Annotated in this window: 17 protein-coding genes and 1 pseudogene; 12 read left to right on the top strand and 6 right to left on the bottom strand. The window is 65.5% G+C overall.

The window, feature by feature from the left end; translation table 11 throughout:
* Window positions 1-128 precede the first annotated feature (128 nt).
* Together ACKWRH_RS20255 and ACKWRH_RS20250 are read right to left on the bottom strand one after the other, a co-directional pair.
* Window positions 129-1,424, bottom strand: a complete 1,296-nt coding sequence (locus ACKWRH_RS20255; protein ID WP_445222031.1) for an N-acetylmuramoyl-L-alanine amidase — start codon at window positions 1,422-1,424, stop codon at window positions 129-131.
* Between the two features lie 615 nt (window positions 1,425-2,039).
* Window positions 2,040-2,831, bottom strand: coding sequence for a hypothetical protein (locus ACKWRH_RS20250; RefSeq protein WP_445222030.1), 792 nt, complete (start codon window positions 2,829-2,831; stop codon window positions 2,040-2,042).
* A 45-nt stretch (window positions 2,832-2,876) separates the two neighbouring features.
* Between ACKWRH_RS20250 and ACKWRH_RS20245 the strand changes: the two genes are divergently transcribed.
* Together ACKWRH_RS20245 and ACKWRH_RS20240 are read left to right on the top strand one after the other, a co-directional pair.
* Window positions 2,877-5,249, top strand: a complete 2,373-nt coding sequence (locus ACKWRH_RS20245; protein WP_445222029.1) for an Rne/Rng family ribonuclease — start codon at window positions 2,877-2,879, stop codon at window positions 5,247-5,249.
* Window positions 5,250-5,314: 65 nt separating this feature from the next.
* Window positions 5,315-6,547, top strand: coding sequence for an NAD(P)/FAD-dependent oxidoreductase (locus ACKWRH_RS20240; RefSeq protein WP_445222028.1), 1,233 nt, complete (start codon window positions 5,315-5,317; stop codon window positions 6,545-6,547).
* Here the strand turns inward: ACKWRH_RS20240 and ACKWRH_RS20235 are convergent.
* Window positions 6,544-7,393: pseudogene (locus tag ACKWRH_RS20235) on the bottom strand (helix-turn-helix transcriptional regulator). The gene ACKWRH_RS20240 and the pseudogene ACKWRH_RS20235 sit on opposite strands and share 4 nt — an antisense overlap.
* Window positions 7,394-7,484: 91 nt before the next feature.
* Between ACKWRH_RS20235 and ACKWRH_RS20230 the strand changes: the two are divergent.
* The gene (locus ACKWRH_RS20230; protein ID WP_445222027.1) at window positions 7,485-8,369 is read left to right on the top strand and encodes an SDR family oxidoreductase; all 885 of its coding nucleotides are present in this window, start codon (window positions 7,485-7,487) and stop codon (window positions 8,367-8,369) included.
* 26 nt (window positions 8,370-8,395) lie between these two features.
* Here the strand turns inward: ACKWRH_RS20230 and ACKWRH_RS20225 are convergent, their stop codons facing one another.
* From ACKWRH_RS20225 to ACKWRH_RS20215, 3 genes are all read right to left on the bottom strand, one after another.
* Window positions 8,396-9,730: a dicarboxylate/amino acid:cation symporter gene (locus ACKWRH_RS20225; RefSeq protein WP_445222026.1), complete on the bottom strand. Its 1,335-nt coding sequence runs from the start codon at window positions 9,728-9,730 to the stop codon at window positions 8,396-8,398.
* Window positions 9,731-9,813: 83 nt separating this feature from the next.
* Window positions 9,814-10,371 carry a biotin transporter BioY gene (locus ACKWRH_RS20220; protein ID WP_445222446.1) on the bottom strand — a complete coding sequence of 186 codons (558 nt, stop codon included), beginning with the start codon at window positions 10,369-10,371 and terminating at the stop codon, window positions 9,814-9,816.
* 104 nt (window positions 10,372-10,475) lie between these two features.
* Window positions 10,476-11,663 (bottom strand): pyridoxal phosphate-dependent aminotransferase, encoded by a 1,188-nt coding sequence (locus tag ACKWRH_RS20215; RefSeq protein ID WP_445222025.1) that lies wholly within the window; start codon window positions 11,661-11,663, stop codon window positions 10,476-10,478.
* A 178-nt stretch (window positions 11,664-11,841) separates the two neighbouring features.
* Here ACKWRH_RS20215 and ACKWRH_RS20210 point away from each other — a divergent pair, with 178 nt between their 5' ends.
* From ACKWRH_RS20210 to ACKWRH_RS20170, 9 genes are all read left to right on the top strand, one after another.
* A complete protein-coding gene (locus tag ACKWRH_RS20210; protein WP_445222024.1) occupies window positions 11,842-13,245 on the top strand; it encodes a M48 family metalloprotease in 1,404 nt (467 codons plus the stop codon).
* Window positions 13,246-13,343: 98 nt separating this feature from the next.
* Window positions 13,344-14,111 carry a DsbA family protein gene (locus ACKWRH_RS20205; protein ID WP_445222023.1) on the top strand — a complete coding sequence of 256 codons (768 nt, stop codon included), beginning with the start codon at window positions 13,344-13,346 and terminating at the stop codon, window positions 14,109-14,111.
* Window positions 14,112-14,347: 236 nt separating this feature from the next.
* Window positions 14,348-15,163, top strand: coding sequence for a DUF1236 domain-containing protein (locus tag ACKWRH_RS20200; RefSeq protein WP_445222022.1), 816 nt, complete (start codon window positions 14,348-14,350; stop codon window positions 15,161-15,163).
* Between the two features lie 259 nt (window positions 15,164-15,422).
* The gene (aroQ, locus tag ACKWRH_RS20195; RefSeq protein ID WP_445222021.1) at window positions 15,423-15,890 is read left to right on the top strand and encodes a type II 3-dehydroquinate dehydratase; all 468 of its coding nucleotides are present in this window, start codon (window positions 15,423-15,425) and stop codon (window positions 15,888-15,890) included.
* Window positions 15,891-15,925: 35 nt separating this feature from the next.
* Window positions 15,926-16,414 carry an acetyl-CoA carboxylase biotin carboxyl carrier protein gene (gene accB / locus ACKWRH_RS20190; protein WP_445222020.1) on the top strand — a complete coding sequence of 163 codons (489 nt, stop codon included), beginning with the start codon at window positions 15,926-15,928 and terminating at the stop codon, window positions 16,412-16,414.
* Between the two features lie 59 nt (window positions 16,415-16,473).
* Window positions 16,474-17,829: an acetyl-CoA carboxylase biotin carboxylase subunit gene (accC, locus tag ACKWRH_RS20185; RefSeq protein WP_445222019.1), complete on the top strand. Its 1,356-nt coding sequence runs from the start codon at window positions 16,474-16,476 to the stop codon at window positions 17,827-17,829.
* A gap of 105 nt (window positions 17,830-17,934) precedes the next feature.
* Window positions 17,935-19,452 carry a sensor histidine kinase gene (locus ACKWRH_RS20180; protein WP_445222018.1) on the top strand — a complete coding sequence of 506 codons (1,518 nt, stop codon included), beginning with the start codon at window positions 17,935-17,937 and terminating at the stop codon, window positions 19,450-19,452.
* Entirely contained in the window at window positions 19,449-19,889 is a 441-nt protein-coding gene (locus tag ACKWRH_RS20175) for a response regulator (protein WP_445222017.1), read from the top strand. The genes ACKWRH_RS20180 and ACKWRH_RS20175 overlap by 4 nt, the downstream gene beginning before the upstream one ends.
* The gene (locus tag ACKWRH_RS20170) at window positions 19,886-20,989 is read left to right on the top strand and encodes a sensor histidine kinase (RefSeq protein WP_445222016.1); all 1,104 of its coding nucleotides are present in this window, start codon (window positions 19,886-19,888) and stop codon (window positions 20,987-20,989) included. Before ACKWRH_RS20175 ends, ACKWRH_RS20170 begins: the two co-directional genes overlap by 4 nt.
* Window positions 20,990-21,010: the final 21 nt, after the last annotated feature.

The raw sequence follows: 21,010 nt of genomic DNA, 5'->3' as shown, positions 1-21,010 counted from the left end.
ATTCCGGAACCCCCTGCGGCATTTTTATAAAGCGCCCGCTGTGGCCAAACTAGGGCTTTTGCAACGGGACGGAAAATCCCTCTCAATTCGACGAACCCCCGGTCGTCAATTCGACGATCCCCCGGTCGTCAGTTTGACGATCCGGCCGTGGCCATCCGCTTGGTCAGGAACCCGTCGATCGCCTGCGCCATCGAGCCCACGGCCTTGGACCGCCAGCCCTCGGAGACCAGATGCTCGAGGTCGCCCTTGTTGGAGACATAGCCGATCTCGACCAGCACCGACGGCACGTCAGGTGCCTTCAGAACCCGGAAGCCGGCCGACTTCAGGGGATGTTTATGCATCCGCACGGTCGACTTCATTTCACCCATCAACAGGCGGGCAAAACGGCTTGAAAAGGTACGAGTTTCCCGCTGGGTGAGGTCGATCAGGATGTCCGCGACGTCGGTCGGCTCCTCCGCGAGGTTGAAACCGGCGATCGCGTCCGCCCGGTTTTCCGCATCCGCCAGTCGCTGCGCCTCGGCGTCGGAGGCCTTGTCGGACAGCGTGTAGATGGTCGCGCCCTGCGCATCGCCCTCGGCCTTCGGCAGCGCGTCGGCGTGGATCGAGACGAACAAGGCCGCCTTGAGCCCGCGGGCGACTTTGACCCGGTCGTTGAGCGGAATGAAGGTGTCGTCGTCCCGTGTCATTACCACGCGGAATTTGCCGGTCTTGTCCAGCCGGTCGCGCAGCGCCAGGCCAAAGGCCAGCACCAGGGTCTTCTCGCTCTCGCCACTCGACTGCGTGCCGTTGTCGATGCCGCCATGGCCGGGATCGATCACGACGATCGGGCGCCCGTCGACCTTTTGCTGCCCGGCTTCCGGAACGCCAGCGGCCGGAACCGTTGCCGGCGGCGCGTCGGCGATTGCGGGCCGCAGTTCGGGGCGTTTTTCAGGAGCAAGCGACTGCACGAAGGCGGTACGGTCGACCTCCTCCAGCTCGAGCACGAGCCGGGCGGGCTGCCCATTGGCGGCCTCCAGCACGTAGGAATTGGCGATCTTGGCCGGGCCTGTCAGGTCGAACACGATTCGCGAGCCGCCGGGCATGACCAGCCCGTAGCGGAAGGCCTTGACCAGCCCCCGTCCCCCGACCCCGGTGCCCGCAGGCAGTTGAAAATTGACTTGGGGCACATCGACCACCACCCGGTACGGGTCGGCGAGCGTGACGGCGCGGAAGGTCACGGCCTGATCGATATCGAGAATGAAACGGGTCTGCTTACCATCGCCGGCCAGCCGGGCGGCTGAGGCTGTCGGAAAATTCGCTACCGCAACAGTGGGTTGCGGCTGGCTTTCCGCCGCGCTAAGGCGCCAGGAATCAGCACATGCCAATGCTGCGGCGCACAGAACCGCGCATCCCAGCAAAACCCTTTGATTTGTGCGGCTCGCCACCGATTTCGTGCCTCCGAGCAGCTCTTTTAACGCAATAGAACCACAGGGTTAATCGATCCTTAATGACGGATATACGAAACTCGCCGACTGTGACCGCCGTGCGACGCTCCCTTGCACGGTAAGCCCATTCCACGTATGTACGGAATGCTGACGGCCGATATTTCCGGTTGTGTCGCGTTCAGCCTCCCGGTGCAGCGCCGGAACTCTCAAGGTTTGGGAATTCCAGCGTTTTTCCGTTCCCCTCAAAGACCAGCGCGGTGCGCGGCAGCGAGGTGGAGCGGGTCAAGCCCCGGTGGCGGACGGTCCCTGGTTACCACCGCGTTTCCGGGACGGTTTTGACAGCGACGTGACTCGTTACCCGGTCCCTTAATCCCAAGGGAGCGGTTCGTAATCCCCAAGGCGAGCGCGCTCGCGCCATGCCTGGCCAGCAGCAACTGATTGAGGGGCGGCCCCGCCGCCCAATGTTTCATACGGGCCGACGCTTGATGCGCCAGAGTGTGCCGACGAATTCTGAAGGACCGTTCGCGACGCTGCGGAGTGACAATCCCGCGCGCCGCTTCGGCCCTCCAGCTTCCGTTTCGGCAAGGCGCGAGAGACGGCGTTTCGGCCTTCCCCTCACCCCCGAATCAGGTGGACCGTCGCGTCACCCGGCAGCGCAGATCGCGCCCACGGTGAATCGCGCCCGCCGCCGCCAAGAGTTAAGACATGCCCAACAAGATGTTGATCGATGCCACCCACCCGGAGGAGACCCGGGTCGTCGTGGTCCGCGGCAATCGCGTCGAAGAGTTTGATTTCGAGACCGCGCAACGCAAGCAACTGCGCGGGAATATCTACCTCGCCAAGGTCACCCGGGTGGAGCCTTCGCTCCAGGCCGCCTTTGTCGAATATGGCGGCAACCGCCACGGCTTCCTCGCCTTCAGCGAAATCCATCCCGACTACTATCAGATCCCGGTCGCCGACCGGCAGGCACTGATCGAGGCCGAGGAACAGGCCCATCGCGAGGCCGAGGAAGAGAGCGAGAACCGCTCCCACGGCCGCCGGCGCTCGCGCCACCGCAACGCCCGCCGCCGCGGTCATGGCGAGCGCGTCCGCAGCGACATCGTCGAGGGCCTCGAGGCGGGCGCCGATCCCGCAGCCCAGCCGGTCGAGGGCGAGGTCCTGCACACCGAGGGCGCGCCGCACGAGGGCGAGCATCTGCACGCCGATGCGGAACATCGCGGCGAGCACGACGGCCACGAGCATCAAGACCACGAGCATCAAGACCACGAACATGGCGAGCATGATCACCACGATCATGACCACGAAGGCCATGATCATCACGATCATGCGCACGACGACCATCATCATGACCATGGTCATGACGGCCAGCACGATCATCACGACCATGATCATCACGACCATGATCATGCCGACGAGACGCCCGCGCCTGTCGCAGCCTTCGGCGCCGGGCCCGTGGTCGCAAGCGAGACCGCTGCCGAACCGCAGGAGGCTATCGCCTCCGAAGCCCATGCCGAGGCTCTCGCCGAAGCCGTGACCGCTTCCACCGAACCGGCCGACGCCGTCTACGCTGCCGGCGAAAGCACTGATGCTCGTCATCAGGAGTCCGATGAGGAAGACGACGAGGACGAGGACGGCGAGGAAGCCGAAGAGGAACACGTCGAATCCGTCGGTGGCGACGACGTGATGGAGGAAGTGCCGGAACGCACCTTCCGCCCGCGCCGCCAGTACAAGATCCAGGAAGTCATCAAGCGCCGCCAGGTGATGCTGGTGCAGGTCGTCAAGGAAGAGCGCGGCAACAAGGGCGCGGCGCTGACGACCTACCTCTCGCTCGCCGGCCGCTATGCCGTGTTGATGCCGAACACCGCGCGCGGCGGCGGCATCAGCCGCAAGATCACCAGCGCCCAGGATCGTTCCCGCCTGAAGGAAGTCGTGCAGGATCTCGACGTGCCCGAGGGCATGGGCATCATCCTGCGCACCGCCGGCGCGGCCCGCACCAAGCCCGAGATCAAGCGCGACTTCGAATACCTGATCCGGATGTGGGAGACGGTGCGCGACCTGACGCTGAAGTCGCAGGCCCCGACCCTGGTCTACGAGGAAGGCTCGCTGATCAAGCGCTCGCTGCGCGACCTCTACAACAAGGAGATCGACGAGATTTCGGTCGCCGGTGAATCCGGCTACCGCGAGGCGCGCGATTTCATGAAGATGCTGATGCCCGCCAATGTCAGCGCGGTGAGGCAGTATCGGGACGGCCAGCCGCTGTTCTCACGCATGGGCGTCGAGAGCCAGCTGGACGCGATGTTCTCTCCGACCGTGCAGTTGCGCTCCGGCGGCTACATCGTGATCAACCAGACCGAGGCGCTGGTCTCGATCGACGTCAACTCCGGCCGCTCGACCCGCGAACACCATATCGAGGACACCGCGCTCAAGACCAATCTGGAAGCGGCCGAAGAGGTCGCCCGCCAGCTCCGTCTGCGCGATCTCGCCGGCCTGATCGTCATCGACTTCATCGACATGGACGAGAAGCGCAACAACCGTGCGGTCGAGCGCAAGCTGTCCGATTGCCTGCGGCAGGATCGCGCGCGCATCCAGGTCGGCCGCATCTCGCATTTCGGCCTGCTCGAAATGTCGCGCCAGCGCATCCGCGCCAGCGTGCTGGAATCCTCGACCGATCCCTGCCCGCATTGCGGCGGCACCGGCCATGTCCGCTCGGTCTCCTCGGTTGCGCTCCAGCTGCTGCGCGGCCTCGAAGAGATCCTGATGAAGGGCGCGACCCACAATCTCGTGGTCCGCACCCGCACCGACGTCGCGCTCTATGTGCTGAACCACAAGCGCGGCCATCTGCGCGACCTCGAGAACGGCTTCAAGGTCACGCTGGCCGTCATCGCCGACCCCAGCGTCAGCGGACCGCAGGCCTATCTCATCGACCGCGGCGAGCAGGTGCATACGCTGGAAGCCGCCAAGGCGCTGCTGGCGGCACAGGCCGCCGCAAGCCCGCCGCCCGTAGCCGAAGAAGTCTATGACGACGAGGAATTCGATCCGGAGCTGGAATCCGAGGTCGAGACCGAAGAAACCGAAGGCCTCGCCGAGGAGCAGGCCGGCGGCGAAGCGGCTTCCGACCAGGACGGCCAGCGCCGCAAGCGCCGCCGGCGTCGGCGCGGCCGCGGTGGCCCGCGCGACGGCGAGTTGCGCGAGGATGGCGCTCCGACGTCTTCCGAAGCGGCCGTGGCGGCCAGCGAAGGTGAAGAGGATTCCGAGTCCGAGCAGGACGGCGAGGAAGGCGAGGACCAGGCAGCCCGCAGCGAGCAGCAGGGCAACGGCGATCGCCGCCGCCGGCGTGGTCGTCGCGGTGGACGCCGCCGTCGCGGTGGCAACGAGGAAGGTCTCGCCGGCTCCATCGGCGACGAGCTCGCAGCCAATGCGCCGTCGGAAGCGACCGACGCCGTCGCCGATTTCGACAGCTTTGGCGGCGAGGCTGCGCCCTCGATCGCGCAGGCGGAACACACCACCGCCGAGCCTGAGGTCAGCCAGCCCGAGCCGCACGCCGAGGTGCAGATTGAGGCGCCGGCCCAGCCTGAGCCCGCTCCTGCCGCCGCGGACGAAGAGCCCGCCGACGACAAGGCTGCGCGTCGCCGCTCCACGGTCCGGGAAAAGGTGAGCTTCCTGTCAAGCAGCGCGAGCGAGCCGGCAACGCCGGTTGCGGCAGCGCCAGAGCCGGTTGCTCCGCCCGCACCAGCCGCTGAACCCGCACCGGAAGCGGCAACCGAAACTCCGGCCGCTCCGCGTCGCGCCGGCTGGTGGTCTCGCCGGTTCGGCGGCGGCGAGTAGGCGAACAAATCAGTTGAGACCGCCCGGGCCAAACCGGGCGGTTTTGATTTGGCAAGGTCAGTACGATGCAAAGCGCAATTGTTCTCGGCGGCGGCATGATCGGCGTGAGCGCGGCGCTGCACCTCCGGCAGCGCGGCTGGGCGGTCACGCTCGTCGACCGCAGGGAGCCTGGCCGCGAGACCAGCTACGGCAATGCCGGGATGATCCAGGCCGAAGCCGTGCGTCCCTATCCGATGCCGCGCGACCTCGCTTCGCTCCTGAAGATCGCGACCGGCCGCACCAACGACGTGCGCTACAGCCTGTCGTCGCTTCATCTCCATATCGAGCCCCTGCTGCGCTACTGGTGGCATTCGGCGCCGAAGCGGCATCGCGAGGCGATCGACGCCTGGGCGCGGCTGATCGCCTACGCGACGGCGGAGCACGACATCCTCATTCGCGAAGCCCATGCCGACAATCTGATCCGCCGCGCGGGCTACCGGCACCTGCATCGCGACGCAGCTTCCTTCGATCTCGCCGTCAAGGCGGCGGAAGAAGACCAGCGCGAATTCGGCGTGAGATTTCGCGCGCTCTCGGGAGCCGAGCTCGCCAAGGCCGAACCGATCCTGCGCGACGACCTGCCCGGTGCGATCCATTGGCTCGACACCTGGACCGTGTCCGATCCCGGCGCACTGGTCACGGCCTATGCCGAGCTGTTCGAGCGCCTCGGCGGCACCATCGTGCTCGGCGATGCCCAGACCCTGCGGCAGACCGCGACCGGCTGGTCGGTCGACACGGACCAGGGAGCCATCGACGCTGCGGCCGCCGTCGTGACGCTCGGGCCCTGGTCGCCCAACCTGCTGCACAAATTCGGATACCGCATTCCGCTGGTGCGCAAGCGCGGCTACCACATGCATTACAGCGGCGGCGCATCACTCGATCTGCCGCTGGTCGACAAGGCCGGCGGCTACGCCATGGGTCCGATGGCGAAGGGCATCCGCATCACCACGGGCGCGGAATTGACCGGCATGGACGCGCTCGCCACGCCCGTGCAGCTCGCCAGCGCCGAAGCTTCGGCGCGAGAGCTGATCGACCTCGGCAGGCGGGTCGAGCCCGACCCGTGGTTCGGCACCCGCCCTTGCACGCCCGACATGCTGCCGGTGCTCGGGCAAGCTCCGCGTCACCCCGGCCTCTGGATGAATTTCGGCCACGGCCACCAGGGCTTTACGCTGGGGCCCGCAACGGGACGCCTGCTCGCCGAGATGATGAGCGGCGAGACGCCCGCCATCGATCCCGCACCGTACCGGCCGGAGCGCTTTTAGCTGTCGGCGCGCTCGGCCAGCAGCTTCCTGATGCGGTCGGCATCTTCACGCGTCGCCGGATTGTAGACGATCATGCTGAGATCGGAGCGGCCCTCGACATTGAAGCTCGAATATTCGAACGACATCGTGCCGTGAACGGGATGCCGCAGCCGCTTGGTGCCGTCGCCATGATGGCGCACGTCATTGTCGCGCCAGAGCGCCGCGAATTCCGGACTGGTCCGGCAGAGCTCGTCGACGAAATCGGCGACATGCGAGACGGCGCCTGCCCGCGCTGCGTCTGCCCTGAATGCGGCCACCACGAAGCGCGCTACACTGTCCCAGTCATATTGCGCGGCGCGCACGCGCGGATCGCAGAAGATGAAGCGCAGGATGTTGCGCTGTCCCGGCGGGATCGCGCCGTAGTCGGTCAGCACGACGCTTGCGGCGCGATTCCAGGCGACGACGTCCCAGGTCGCGGTGCGTACCAGCGCCGGGCTGAATGAGAGTGCATCGAGCACGCGTTGCAGCCGCGGCGAGACTCCTTCGCTCGCCTGGTAGCGCACCTCGGGCGGGCGGCCGAGGCCGATCAGGAACAGGTGCTCGCGCTCGACATCGGTCAGCATCAACGCGCGCGCGATGCGGTCCAGAACGTCGGCCGACGGCGCCCCGCCGCGGCCCTGCTCCAGCCTGCTCCAGCCAGGTGTACCAGGTCGCGCTGATATTGGCGCGCTGGGCCACTTCCTCCCGGCGCAGACCCGGCGTGCGCCTCCGGCTGCCGGAGAAGCCGAACGCGGCTGCATCGAGCCGGGTGCGACGGTCCTTCAGATAGGCCCCAAGCAAGTTCTCGGCGGCAGTGCTCTCGTTCATCCTGTTAGCGATTATACCCTGATAATGTCACTACTTTACCCGGATAACGCTAGCGCAGATGGTTCTCTCCACCAACCCCAGGAGATTTCGCATGCGTGTTTTCGTTACCGGTGCCACCGGCTTCGTCGGCTCCGCCGTCGTTCGAGACCTGATGGCCGCCGGCCACAGCGTGCTCGGCCTCGCCCGCTCCGATGCCGGCGCCGCAGCGCTCACCGCGATAGGCGCGGAAGTCCATCGTGGGTCGCTGGAGGATCATGCGTCCTTACGCGGCGGCGCTGCCGATTCAGACGGTGTCCTGCACCTCGGCTTCAACCACGACTTCTCGAAATTCGCCGACAATTGCGAGCTCGACCGCCGCGCGATCCTGGCAATCGGTGAGGAGCTGAAAGGCTCGGAGCGTCCGCTCATCGTCACATCAGGCGTGGCGCTGCTGGCGCCCGGACGCCTCGCAACCGAGGATGATGCCGCCGCCCGCCACTTCCCGCGCGTGTCGGAAGCCACCGCCGAAGATCTCATGGAACGTGGCGTCCACGCCGGCATCGTACGGCTGCCGCCCACGACCCACGGCGAGGGCGACCACGGTTTCGTGCCGCGCCTGATCGCTATCGCGCGCGAGAAAGGCGCCGCGGCTTATATCGGCGACGGGAGCAACCGCTGGCCAGCCGCGCACCGCCTCGATGCCGCGCGCGTCTACCGGCTTGCGCTGGAGCAAGGCGCAACCGCTCGCCGCTATCACGCGATCGCCGAAGAAGGCGTGCCGTTCAAAACGATTGCGGAAGTGATCGGCAAGAGGCTCGGCGTACCCGTGGTCTCGAAATCCGCCGACGACGCCGAGGCGCATTTCGGCTGGTTCGCGCGATTTGCGGCCGTCGACGTTCCGACCTCGAGTGCGAAAACGCGTGCCCTGCTCGGCTGGTCGCCCAAAGAAAAAGGGCTGATCGAGGATCTCGACCAGCCCTACTATTTCAAGGTCTGACGGCGCGTGGCGCCGCCACAAGCAGATCAGTCCGTCGTGAGGGCCGTTTCCATGTCGGTCGGATCGATCTGCCTGGCGAGGTTGGCGTTGAGCTTGTCGCGGTCGAGCTCACCTTCCCACCAGGCGACGATCACGCAGGCCACGCCGTTGCCACAGAGGTTGGTCAGCGCGCGGCACTCGCTCATGAACTTGTCGATGCCGAGCACGATCGCCATGCCCGGCACGAGGCGCGGATCGACCACGGCGAGCGTCGCGGCCAGCGTGATGAAGCCCGCGCCGGTGATGCCGGAGGCCCCCTTCGAGGTCAGCATCGCCACCACCAGGATGGTGAGCTGCTGGCCGAAGGAGAGATCGAAGCCAAGCGCCTGTGCGATGAACAGCGTCGCCAGGGTCATGTAGATGTTGGTGCCGTCGAGATTGAACGAATAGCCCGTGGGCACCACGAGGCCGACCACCGACTTCGAGCAGCCGAGGCGCTCGAGTTTCTCCATCAAGGAAGGCAGCGCGCTTTCCGAGGACGAGGTGCCGAGCACGATCAGCAGCTCGTCCTTGATGTAGGCGAGGAACTTGAAGATGGAGAAGCCGGCGAAGCGCGCGATGGTTCCGAGCACGACGAACACGAACAGCGCCGCGGTGACGTAGAACGTCGCGATCAGGCCGACCAGGTTGAGGATGGCCCCGGTGCCGAACTTGCCGATGGTGTAGGCCATCGCACCGAAGGCGCCGACCGGCGCCGCGCGCATCACGATGGAGATGACGCCGAACACCGCATGCGCGGCGTCGTCGATGAAGCTCCGGATGGTGTGGCCGCGCTCGCCGAGCCCCATGAGGGCGAAACCGAACAGCACCGAGAACAGCAGCACCTGCAGGATCTCGCCTTGCGCGAAGGCGCCGACCACGGTGTCGGGGATGATGTGCAGGATGAAGTCGACCGACCTCTGGCCCTCGGCCTGCTTGGCGTAGTTGGCAACGGCCTGCGCGTTGGCGGCGGCGCTGCCGAAGCCCGCACCCGGCTTCACCAGGTTGCCGATGATGAGTCCGATCACCAGCGCGAAGGTCGAGACGACCTCGAAATAGACCAGCGCCTTGACGCCGATGCGGCCGACCTTCTTGGCGTCCTGGATATGCGCGATGCCGGAGACCACGGTGCAGAAGATGATCGGGGCGATCACCATCTTGATCAGCTTGATGAAGCCGTCACCGAGCGCCTTGATCCATTCGTTGGTGGCGAGCGTCGGCCACAGCCAGCCGACGATGGCGCCGAGCACGATGGCGATCAACACCTGGACGTAGAGAACCTTGTACCACGGCTTGGCGGCGGCCGGCGCGACCGGCGCCCCCGCCATCGTTGTCGTCGTCATTGTTTCACTCCCCCTCAAACTCAGAGCCAGCCAAGATCAACTTGGCCGGCTCTGTCAATCGGAACTGCTCGTTATTGCGCGCTTTACCCGCGTCGATCGACGATCCGGCGGGCCGCCGGCATCAGCGCGGCGCCCAGCGCGTTCTTGACCACCGATGCCGCAATGAACGGCGCGACGCCGACCGCCCAGGCCTTGGTTGCGCCAAGGCCGATGCCGTAGGCCAGCCAGCCGAAGCCGGCGATGAAAATCACGACGTGGGCGAGCGCCATTGCTCCAAACAGCAGCACGACGTTGCGATCCCAGCCGCGCTCGGCCAGCCAGCCGGTGATGAAGGCAGCCAGCACGAAGCCATACAGATAGCCGGCAGTCGGGCCGACCAGCGGTGCAATTCCACCGACCGGACCGGCGAACACCGGCAGCCCCATCGCGCCTTCGGCGAGGTAGGCGATCATGGTTGCGCTGCCAAGGCGCCAGCCATAGGCGGCGCCGATCATCAGCACGACCAGAGTCTGCAGGGTCATGGGCACGTAAGGCAGCGGCAGATTCACCTTGGCTGATAGCGCCATCATGGCGGTGCCGAGCGCAATCAGCACGACGGCGCGAAGTGCGCCGACGGTTTCACCCGGACGGGTCGGCCACATCAATGCGGCGAGAAGAGAATGCGGCGTGGCGACGGACGGGAGGGAACGGTCAGACAAGTTGAACTCCGCGGGTTGGTGTCGAAACGGCTGTCGAAAACTCGCGGCTATTTAAGCCAGTGAGCGATCCGGTCAACTGCCTCCCGCATCTCCGCTGCGGAACGCGCATAGGAGAGCCGTATGAACGAACGACCATGGATGGGATCGAAATCGAGACCCGGCGTGGCCGCAACGTGCGCCTGCTCCAGCATCTGCTTGGCGAATTCGAAACTGTCCGAGGTGAAGTCCGAGACGTCGGCATAGAGATAGAAGGCGCCATCGGCAGGCAGGAACTTGCTGAGGCCCGCCTTGGGCAATCCCTCGATCAGGATGCGCCGGTTTTCCTGATAGCCGTGCTTGATCTCCTCCATCTCGGCCGCACCATCGAAGGCCGCCTCGGCCGCGATTTGTGACAATGACGGCACCGAGATCGAGAGGTTCTGCTGCAGCCGCTCGATCGGCCGCACCAGGATCTCGGGCACGACCATCCAGCCGACGCGCCAGCCCGTCATGCAAAAATATTTCGAGAACGAGTTGATCACGAGTGCGTGCTCCGACAGCGCCGCCGCCGTCGCCGCCGGAAACGCGTAGTCGAGCCCGTGATAGATCTCGTCGGAGATGAAGCGGATGCCGGCGTCTTCCGCCGCGGCGATCAGGCCGGCGAGCGCCTCGCGGGACATCATCGTCCCGGTCGGATTGGCCGGGCTGCCGACCAGCACGCCCTTCAGCGGCGCCTTGCGATGCTCCGCCAGCAGCGCCTCGCCGGTCAGCGCATGGCGCGTGTCATTGGTGGTCTCGATCAGCACCGGCTCGCAACCGAGCGCGGTGAGGATGTGACGGTAGGGCGGATAACCCGGCACCGTCACGGCGACGCGGTCGCCGGGCGCGAACATCGACAGGAAAGCCAGGATGAAACCGCCGGAGGAGCCTGTCGTCACCACGATCCGCTCGGGGCTAACATCACAGCCATAGGCATCCCGATAGTGGCGCGCGATGCGTTCGCGCAACGAGGGGATGCCGAGTGCGGAGGTGTAATCGATCCGCCCGGCCTCGAGCGCCGCATGGGCTGCCGCGATCGCGGTCTTTGGGGCGCCAGTTGCGGGCTGGCCGACCTCCATGTGGATGACATGGCCGCCTGCCGCCTCGATTCGGGCCGCGGCGGCCATCACGTCCATCACCATGAACGGGGGAACATCGCTGCGGCGGGAGGGCTCGAGCCACTGCCCCACCCGGTTCCTCAATGTCGCATCGTGCATCGAATTCTGCTATTTCGCTGGCGAACCGGTCGGTTCGGTCCGGTAAACGGGGCGCTTGCGCCCCAGACTGGCCGCATTGTACGGCTCATAAGGGCATATCTCGTATCCGGTCCGCCGCCAATCGCCAAAAACCAATCACGAAACTGCTTGATCAAGACCGTTTGACCCAGACCGCCTGATGTTGCTCCAGATCGCATTGCGCAAGAAGGCCTCCTCCCTCACCGCCGTCGTCACTGCCGCGGCGATCGCGCTGTTGCCGATGCCGGCCGCGCATGCGCAGGCCAAGGGGCCGCCGATCCTGCGCGACACCGAAACCGAGCAGCTGCTGCGCGAATACACGCGGCCGATCCTGCGCGTTGCCGGTCTGGAAAAGCAGAACATCCAGATGGTGATCATCAACGAAGGCTCGTTCAACGCGTTCGTCGCGGACGGCCGCCGCATCTTCGTCAATTACGGCGCGATCCTCCAGTCGGAGACGCCGAACCAGATCATCGGCGTGCTGGCGCACGAGACCGGACATCTGGCCGGCGGCCATCTGTCCAAGCTGCGCGAACAGCTCGCCAACGCCCAGACCCAGATGATCATCGCCATGCTGCTCGGGGCCGGCGCGATTGCCGTGGGCAGCACCCGCGGCAGCAACAGCACCGGCAACAACGGGCTCGCCAATGCCGGCGTTGCCGCCATCGCCGGACCGCAGGAGATGATCCGCCGCACGCTGCTGTCCTATCAGCGCCAGCAGGAGGAGAACGCCGACCGTGCCGGCGTGAAATTTCTGACCGCGACCCAGCAGTCGCCGAAGGGCATGTACGAGACCTTCAAGCGCTTCACCAGCGAGAGCCTGTTCGCTGCCCGCGGGGCCGATCCCTATCTCCAGTCGCATCCGATGCCCGCCGAGCGCGTCGCATCGCTTCAGGAATTCGCCAGTTCCAGCCCCTATTGGGACAAGAAGGACGATCCCGCGCTCCAGCTCCGCCACGACATGGTGCGCGCCAAGATTTCCGCGTTCATGGAGCGGCCGGAGACGGTCTACCGCCGCTACCCCCAGACGAACGACAGCATGCCGGCGCGCTATGCCCGCGCCATCAGCACCTATCTGCACGGCGATTTGCGCAGTGCCCTGGCCCAGATCGACGCGCTGATCCAGGTCCAGCCAAACAACCCGTATTTCTACGAGGTGCGCGGCCAGGCCCTGCTGGAGGGCGGCAAGCCGGCCGAGGCGATCCCTGCCCTGCGCAAGGCGGTGCAGCTGTCCAACAGCGCGCCCCTCATCGAGATGTTACTTGGGCAGGCTCTGGTTGGATCGGATAATAAGGCCTACACCGATGATGCCGTTCGGATTCTCCGGGCCGCGGTGGCACGGGAACCGGAGGCTGCGCTCGGCTATATGCAGCTGGCGATGGCCTATGGCCGGAAGGGCGACTATGCCGAGGCCGATCTGGCGTCGGCGCAGGCCGCCTATCTGCGCGGCGACAACAAGACCGCCCGCGAGCTCGCCACGCGCGCGAAAACCCGTTTCGCCGTCGGCACGCCCGGATGGGTCAAGGCCGACGACATCGTGGCGGCCAAGCCGCCGCGCAACTAACGCGACCAAGACGACGCCTGACACCACGACGTCACGACACCGAGCTTAAGTCCGCCGGGACGTTTTCCGAAACCAGCTTTCGATAAGAGGATTTGCCTATGCCTTCGCTGCGCCTGCTTGCTCCCGCGCTGTTCGCGCTCGCCATGTTCGGCGCAGCCGTTCCCGCGTCGGCCGACAGCTTCTCGGATGCCCAGCGCACCGACATCGAGGCGATCATCAAGAACTATCTCGTCACCCATCCCGAGGTGCTCGAGGAAGCGATGACCGAGCTCACCAAGCGCCAGGCCGCGGCCGAAACGCAGAAGCACGAAGCCAGCATCGCGCAGAACTCCGATGCGATCTTCAACTCGCCGCGCCAGGTCGTGCTCGGCAACAAGGACGGCGACGTCACCTTCGTCGAGTTCTTCGATTACAATTGCGGCTACTGCAAGCGCGCGATGGGCGACATGCTCGACCTCATGAAGGCCGATCCGAAGCTGAAGGTCGTGCTGAAGGAGTTTCCGGTGTTGAGCCAGGGCTCGGTCGAAGCGGCGCAGGTCGCGGTCGCCGTGCGCATGCAGGATCCCACCGGCAAGAAGTATCTCGACTTCCACCAGAAGCTGCTCGGCGGCCGCGGCGCCGCCGACAAGGCGCGCGCGCTTCAGGCAGCCAAGGAAGCCGGCCTCGACACGGCGAAGATCGAGAAGGACATCGGCAGCCCCGAGGTGCGCGCCACCATCGAGGAGAATTTCAAGCTCGCCGAAGCGATGGGCATGAACGGCACGCCGAGCTACGTGATCGGCAAGCAGATCGTGATCGGCGCCGTCGGCCTCGAAAGCCTGAAGGAAAAGATCGGCGTTGCCCGCTGCGGCAAGGCGACCTGCTAACAAGCGACCTGCTGATCTCGCGTTTCACAACTTGCGCATGCGACGAGGCCGGCTGAACAGCCGGCCTTTTTCGTTGACCGCAGCTCTGCGCAAATTCTGGCGCGAATCCGGCGCGCGCATTCATCTCGCGTTTAAGAAACAAATACCCCGGAACCGCCGATGTTCCGGAACAACTCAAATCTCCTTTCGTTGGTGGCGCGGGCAATGACGCAAAGAAACACGTGAGGAGAAATTCAATGTCTAACCGCTTTATGATCTCGGTTGCCGCACTCGCGCTCGTGGCGGGCACCGGTCTGGCGAACGCACAGGGCACCATGAACCGCGACAGCGGTGGCGGCGCCGGTGCGCAGCCGACGCAACATTCGCAGCCGTCCGGCGGTGCCGCCGAGCGTGGCGGCGCGATGGGCAAGGAATCCGCAGCTCCGGAGAAGGGCACCGTGGGTCAGGCTGGCGGCTCCAGCACGATGAAGTCCGAGGACAAGTCCTCCGGCGCGATGAAGGACGAACACTCGGGCGGCGCCATGCACAAGAACGCGGCCGATGACAAGGCTGGCGCCACCAAGGGCCAGCGCGCCGACGAACGCGCGCAGGGCCAGATGGACAAGTCCCAGCAGGACAAGTCGAAGAGCATGAGCTCGGACTCGACCAAGGACTCGACGACCAAGTCCGGCACCAAGGACATGAAGGCGGAGGACAACAAGGCCGGCGGCGCTGCCAAGAGCAACAATGCCGAGAACCGTCCGGCAACGACCGACACGAAGTCGCAGACCACGACCGGCAACGCTTCGGCCACCGCAGCCGCGCCGCCCGCCGAGAAGCGGACTGAAATCTCGACCGCGATCAAGTCGACCAAGATCGAGGAGACCACCAACGTCAACTTCAACATCTCGGTCGGCACCGCGGTCCCGGCGTCCGTCCACTTCCACCCGCTGCCGCCCCGGATCGTCGAGATCTATCCGCAGTGGCGTGGGTATGAAGTGATCTTCGTCCGCGGCCAGTACGTGATCGTCCGTCCGCAGACGCGCGAGATCGTCTACATCATCGAAGGCTAAGCTGCTTCGCTTAAGGCCAGATGAACCCCTGCCGAGAGATCGGCGGGGGCTTTTGGCCTATGAGGCGGCCTTTCCCCGTCGGTCCCATCCGGCAGCCATGCTTTGGACTGGTTAACAAGCAATTTCCGTGGCTTCCGCACAGGTTTTTGCACCCCGGATGAGGTGCTTGAAGCGGCCCGGGAGGCCCTTCAAGGCTTCCCCTCACGCGCTTTGTTACCTATAACCCCCGCCACGCCGAAGCACCTCTTGCGGGATTGGAATGGCCGAACCAGCAACCGACACGATCCTCGTCCTCAACGGGCCGAACCTCAACATGTTGGGGACGCGCGAGCCCGAGAAGTATGGCCATGCGACGCTGGCCGACGTCGAAACGCTGTGCCGGGAGACGGCGGCGGCGTACGGCCTCAAGGCCGACTGCCGGCAGTCCAACCGCGAAGGCGAGCTGATCGACTTCATCCACGAGGCGCACGCCCGCAAGATGAAGGGCATCATCATCAATGCCGGCGGTTATTCGCACACCTCGATCGCGCTGCACGACGCGCTGCTCGCGGTGCAGATCCCGACCGTCGAAGTGCACGTGACCAACATCCACGCCCGCGAGAGCTTCCGTCACCATTCCTACACCGCGCGCGCGGCCTTCGCCTCGCTCTGCGGTTTCGGCATCGAGGGCTACCGCCTCGCCATCCAGGGCCTTGCCGCCAAGCTCGGCATCAAGCCCAAAGCCTGACGCTCCCTCTTCACACAGAACATTCGGATCAGAACATGGCGCGCCAGCCAGACGACAAAGCAGCCGTAAAGTTTTCCAGCGAGGATTCCGCGCTCGTCCGCGAGCTCGCACTCCTGCTCGATGAGACCAGCCTCACCGAGATCGAGATCGAACGGGCCGGCCTTCGCCTGCGCGTCGCCCGCAACATCAGCGTCGCCGCGACCATGCCGATGCAGATGGCGGCCGCTCCCGCCGTCCTGCCGGCGGCCGCAGCTGCCGCCGCGCCAGTCGCGGCCGACCTGTCGAAGCATCCCGGCGCGGTGACCTCGCCCATGGTCGGCACCGCCTATTGGGCGCCGGAGCCCGGCGCCAAGCCGTTCATCGAGGTCGGCAGCAAGGTCTCGGTCGGCCAGACGCTGCTGATCATCGAAGCGATGAAGACCATGAACCAGATCCCCTCGCCGCGCGCCGGCACGGTGACGCAGATCCTGGTCGAAGACGGCCAGCCGGTCGAGTACGGCGAGCCGCTCGTCATCATTGAGTAATGGTCGTGGGCGGTCAGCCGCCCTAGCCGCTTCCCGCGCGCCAGTCCCTTAAGGACACCATGTTCGACAAGATCCTCATAGCCAACCGTGGCGAGATCGCCCTTCGCATCCTGCGCGCCTGCAAGGAGCTCGGCATCGCGACCGTGGCCGTGCACTCCACCGCCGACGCCGACGCCATGCATGTGCGCCTGTCGGACGAGAGCGTCTGCATCGGGCCGCCGCCGTCCAAGGACAGCTATCTCAACGTGCCCGCGCTGCTCGCGGCCTGCGAGATCACTGGCGCCGATGCCGTGCATCCCGGCTACGGCTTCCTCTCCGAGAACGCGCGCTTCGCCGAAATCCTTTCCGAGCACAATCTGCATTTCATCGGCCCCAAGGCCGAGCACATCCGCCTGATGGGCGACAAGATCGAGGCCAAGAAGACGGCCAGGAAGCTCGGCATTCCCGTGGTGCCCGGCTCGGACGGCGCGGTCGGCCCCGAGGACGACGCGATGGCGATCGCCAGGAAGATCGGCTTCCCCGTGCTGGTCAAGGCAGCCGCCGGCGGCGGCGGCCGCGGCATGAAGGTCGCGCAGAGCGAGGCCGACCTCCAGGTGGCGCTGTCGACGGCGGCCAACGAAGCCAAATCCGCGTTCGGTGATGCGTCCGTCTATCTCGAAAAATACCTCCAGAAGCCGCGTCATATCGAGATCCAGATCCTCGGTGACGGCCGCGGCGGCGCGATCCATCTCGGCGAGCGCGACTGCTCGCTGCAACGCCGTCACCAGAAGGTATGGGAGGAAGGTCCCTCGCCCGTCCTTGCCGCCGCTGCACGCGCCAAGATCGGCGAAACCTGCGCCAAGGCGATGCGCGAGATGAAATATCTCGGCGTCGGCACCATCGAATTCCTGTTCGAGGACGGCGAGTTCTACTTCATCGAGATGAACACCCGCATCCAGGTCGAGCATCCCGTCACCGAGAGCATCACCGACATCGACCTCGTGCTGGAGCAGATCCGCATCGCCGCCGGCGGCGAACTGCCGGCGAAGCAGAGCGAAGTGCAGATCATCGGCCACGCCATCGAGTGCCGCATCAACGCCGAAAACCCGCAGACCTTCCGGCCCTCGCCGGGGCGCATCACGCAATATCATCCGCCCGGCGGCCTCGGTGTCCGCATCGATTCTGCGGTCTATCAGGGCTACACCATCCCGCCCTATTACGACTCCCTGGTCGGCAAGCTGATCGTGCACGGCAAGACCCGCAGCGAATGCCTGATGCGGCTGCGCCGGGCGCTGGACGAGATGGTGGTCGAAGGCATCGAGACGACGCTGCCGCTGTTCCGCGACCTGGTGCGCCAGCCCTCGATCATCGACGGCGACTATCACATCCACTGGCTGGAACAGTACCTCGCCGGTAAGGAACCGGCCCAGGGATAATCCTCCTTTCCCGTGGAACCCTTTGGGCCCCATCGCGTTCTGGACGGCGGGGTCAGTTCCGAGGGGGCGTTTTGAGTTCCGTTGACGTGACGAAGCGAGACCGTCGTGACGGCTAAGGCGCAACGACGGCGCGTATTCTGGCAGATCCTGCTGCTCGCGGCGGGTCTTCTGGTGTTGACCGTGATCAGCGCCGGTTCCGTCTACCTCGTCAACGAGGCGCGGAGAGATAGCACAAGGGTGCTCCACACCATCGAGGTGGAGAACCAGATCAACACCCTTTTGCTCGAAGTCCGGCGCGCCGAAAGCAGCGCCCGCGGCTTTCTCCTGACGCAGGGACCGGATTTGCAGTCGGATCATGAGAAGGCCGTTGCAGCGATTGTTCCGGCGCTCGACAAGCTGACGCGCCAGATCAGCGACAATCCGGCGCAACGCGACAACATTGAGAAGTTGAGCTCGGCGATCGAGATCCGGCTCGACCAGTTCTCGCGCGAGATGAATTTCGTGAAGCAGGGGCAGGCCGACAGTGCCACGGCGCTGATCCGCGAGGCCGCCGCCGGCAACATCACAACCACGATCAGCAACCTGGCCAACGCGATGATCCGCGAGGAGGAACGACTGTTCCGGATCCGCACCGCCAACTCCGACCGGAGCCAGACGCTGGCCGCATCAATGACCGGCATCGGCTCCGGCCTGGTCGTGCTGCTGGCCCTGATCTCGCTCTGGCTCGTGCGGCGCTCGGTGCGGGCCCGCGACGAGGCCGAGGCGCGCCTGCGCGACGCCTACGCCAATCTCGAGACCGTCGTCGACGAACGCACCGCAGACCTGCGCGAGGCCAACAACGAGATTCAGCGCTTTGCCTATATCGTCAGCCACGATCTCCGCTCGCCACTCGTCAACATCATGGGCTTCACCAGCGAACTCGAAGAGCTTGGCGGCGACATTTTCCGCCGTATCGGCGGCCTCACCCATGTCCCGGCCGATGGCCCGCCGCTGGCTGACGGCGAGGTCACGCTCGAAGGCCCCGACAAGCAGCTTTCAGCGGATTTTTCCGAAGCGCTCGGCTTCATCAAGTCGTCGATCGCCAAGATGGACCGCCTGATCTCGGCGATCCTCAACCTCACCCGCGAGGGCCGGCGCGAATTCGTGCCCGAGAAGATCGACAGCCGCGAGTTGATCGAAGCCATCGTCTCGACGCTGGCGCATCAATCCGCCGAAGCGCAGGCCGAGATCCATGTCGCGCCGCTGCCGGATCTCGTCAGCGACCGCCTTGCGCTGGAGCAGATATTCTCCAATCTGATCGACAACGCCATCAAATATCTCAAGCCCGGCGCCCCCGGCGAGATCAGAATCCGCGGGCGCACCAAGCTTGGCTACGCTATCTTCGAGATCAGCGATAACGGCCGCGGGATCGATCCGAAGGATCACCAGCGGATTTTCGACCTGTTTCGCCGGGCGGGAACCCAGGACAAGCCTGGTCAGGGCATCGGTCTTGCGCATGTGCGTGCACTTGTGCGCCGCCTCGGCGGTACCATGTCGGTATCATCGGAATTGAATACGGGCAGCACCTTCACCATCACGCTGCCCATCACCTGGAACGCAAGCAACCGGAACGCCGAACAATGACTCAACCCGTCACCATCATCATGATCGAGGACGACGAGGGCCACGCCCGGCTGATCGAGCGCAACATCCGCCGATCCGGCGTCAACAACGAGATCATCCCCTTCGCCAACGGCACGGACGCGATGAAGCACCTGTTCGGCGCCGACGGCAGCGGGCTCGTGCAGAAGGGCAATGCGCTCCTGATCCTGCTCGATCTCAACCTCCCCGACATGACCGGGATCGACATCCTGAAGCAGATCAAGGAGAACAAATATCTGAAGGCCTCGCCCGTGGTGGTGCTGACCACCACCGACGATTCCCAGGAAATCAAGCGCTGCTACGAGCTCGGCTGCAACGTCTACATCACCAAGCCCGTGAACTACGAGAATTTCGCCAATGCCATCCGGCAGCTCGGCCTGTTCTTCTCGGTCATCCAGGTCCCGTCCGCCGCTTCATGAACCAGCACACGCCAACACTGCTCTACATCGACGACGACGCGGCGCTGGCCCGCCTGGTCGAGCGCGGCCTGACGCGGCGCGGCTACAAGGTCATTCATGCCGCAAGCGGCGAGGAAGGCCTGGAGCGCATCCGCCGCGCGGAGACGGACGGCTGCATCGACGTCGTGGCGCTCGACCAGTACATGCCCGGCCTCGACGGGCTGGAGACGCTCGAGCAGATCATGGCGATCCCTGATGCGCCGCCCGTGGTGTTCGTCACCGCGTCGCAGGATTCCAGCATCGCGGTCACCGCGCTGAAGGCCGGCGCGGCCGATTATCTCGTCAAGGACGTCAAGGGCGATTTCATCCCCCTGCTCCACGTCGCCGCCGACGGCGCGCTGCGCCAGGCCGAATTGCAGAAGGCGCGCGAGGAAGCCGAAGCCGAGATCCACGCTTCGCGCGACCGCTACGCCGCGCTCGCCGCCGAACGTGAGTTGCTGCTGCGCGAGGTCAATCACCGCGTCGGCAACTCGCTCCAGATCATCGCTTCGCTGCTACATCTCCAGGCGAGCTCGGCGGGCCAGGAAGAGGTCAAGGCGGCGCTGACCAACGCGATGGGCCGCGTCGCCGCGGTCGCGCAGGTGCACCGCCGACTCTACACCTCGCAGGACCTGAAGAGCGTGGTGCTGAACCAGTATCTGGATTCGCTGCTCGAGGATCTCAGGCGCTCGGCCGAAGGCAACCGGATGTCGCGGCTGACGGTCAAGGCCGAGCCGATCGAGATCGATCCGGACCGCGCCGTCGCCGTCGGCATCATCGTCAACGAGCTGGTGATGAACGCGGTGAAATACGCCTATCCCGACGGCGCCGGCCCCATCCATGTCGAGCTGACCTCGCAGGGCGAGGATCTGCTGCTGGCGATCACCGACGACGGCGTCGGCGACAAGGTCAAGGCGGATCCGCGCTCGACCGGCATGGGCCAGCGCATCGTCGCGGCGATGGCCACCAAGCTCGACGCCACCGTCGAGCGCGACCCCGCCCATACCGGAACTCGCGTCATGCTGAGGTTCCGCCGCACGCCCGCAGCCCCCGACAAGACCAATAACGCCGCCGCAGGCTGACCCTCGCCCCCTTCGCAACAC

The sequence above is a fragment of the Bradyrhizobium sp. Pa8 genome, from assembly GCF_052588265.1.
The sequence above is the reverse complement of the archived record's forward strand: the minus strand, read 5'-3'. Positions and strand labels throughout refer to the sequence as shown.

Coding starts and splice junctions, on each gene's coding strand:
- ACKWRH_RS20225 (WP_445222026.1), bottom strand. CDS start 9,730: ATGACGACGACAACGATGGCGGGGGCGCCGGTCGCGCCGGCCGCCGCC.
- ACKWRH_RS20240 (WP_445222028.1), top strand. CDS start 5,315: ATGCAAAGCGCAATTGTTCTCGGCGGCGGCATGATCGGCGTGAGCGCG.
- aroQ (WP_445222021.1), top strand. CDS start 15,423: ATGGCCGAACCAGCAACCGACACGATCCTCGTCCTCAACGGGCCGAAC.
- ACKWRH_RS20215 (WP_445222025.1), bottom strand. CDS start 11,663: ATGCACGATGCGACATTGAGGAACCGGGTGGGGCAGTGGCTCGAGCCC.
- accB (WP_445222020.1), top strand. CDS start 15,926: ATGGCGCGCCAGCCAGACGACAAAGCAGCCGTAAAGTTTTCCAGCGAG.
- ACKWRH_RS20205 (WP_445222023.1), top strand. CDS start 13,344: ATGCCTTCGCTGCGCCTGCTTGCTCCCGCGCTGTTCGCGCTCGCCATG.
- accC (WP_445222019.1), top strand. CDS start 16,474: ATGTTCGACAAGATCCTCATAGCCAACCGTGGCGAGATCGCCCTTCGC.
- ACKWRH_RS20170 (WP_445222016.1), top strand. CDS start 19,886: ATGAACCAGCACACGCCAACACTGCTCTACATCGACGACGACGCGGCG.
- ACKWRH_RS20175 (WP_445222017.1), top strand. CDS start 19,449: ATGACTCAACCCGTCACCATCATCATGATCGAGGACGACGAGGGCCAC.
- ACKWRH_RS20230 (WP_445222027.1), top strand. CDS start 7,485: ATGCGTGTTTTCGTTACCGGTGCCACCGGCTTCGTCGGCTCCGCCGTC.
- ACKWRH_RS20250 (WP_445222030.1), bottom strand. CDS start 2,831: ATGATCATGGTCGTGATGATCATGGTCGTGATGATCGTGCTGGCCGTC.
- ACKWRH_RS20200 (WP_445222022.1), top strand. CDS start 14,348: ATGTCTAACCGCTTTATGATCTCGGTTGCCGCACTCGCGCTCGTGGCG.
- ACKWRH_RS20220 (WP_445222446.1), bottom strand. CDS start 10,371: ATGTGGCCGACCCGTCCGGGTGAAACCGTCGGCGCACTTCGCGCCGTC.
- ACKWRH_RS20210 (WP_445222024.1), top strand. CDS start 11,842: ATGTTGCTCCAGATCGCATTGCGCAAGAAGGCCTCCTCCCTCACCGCC.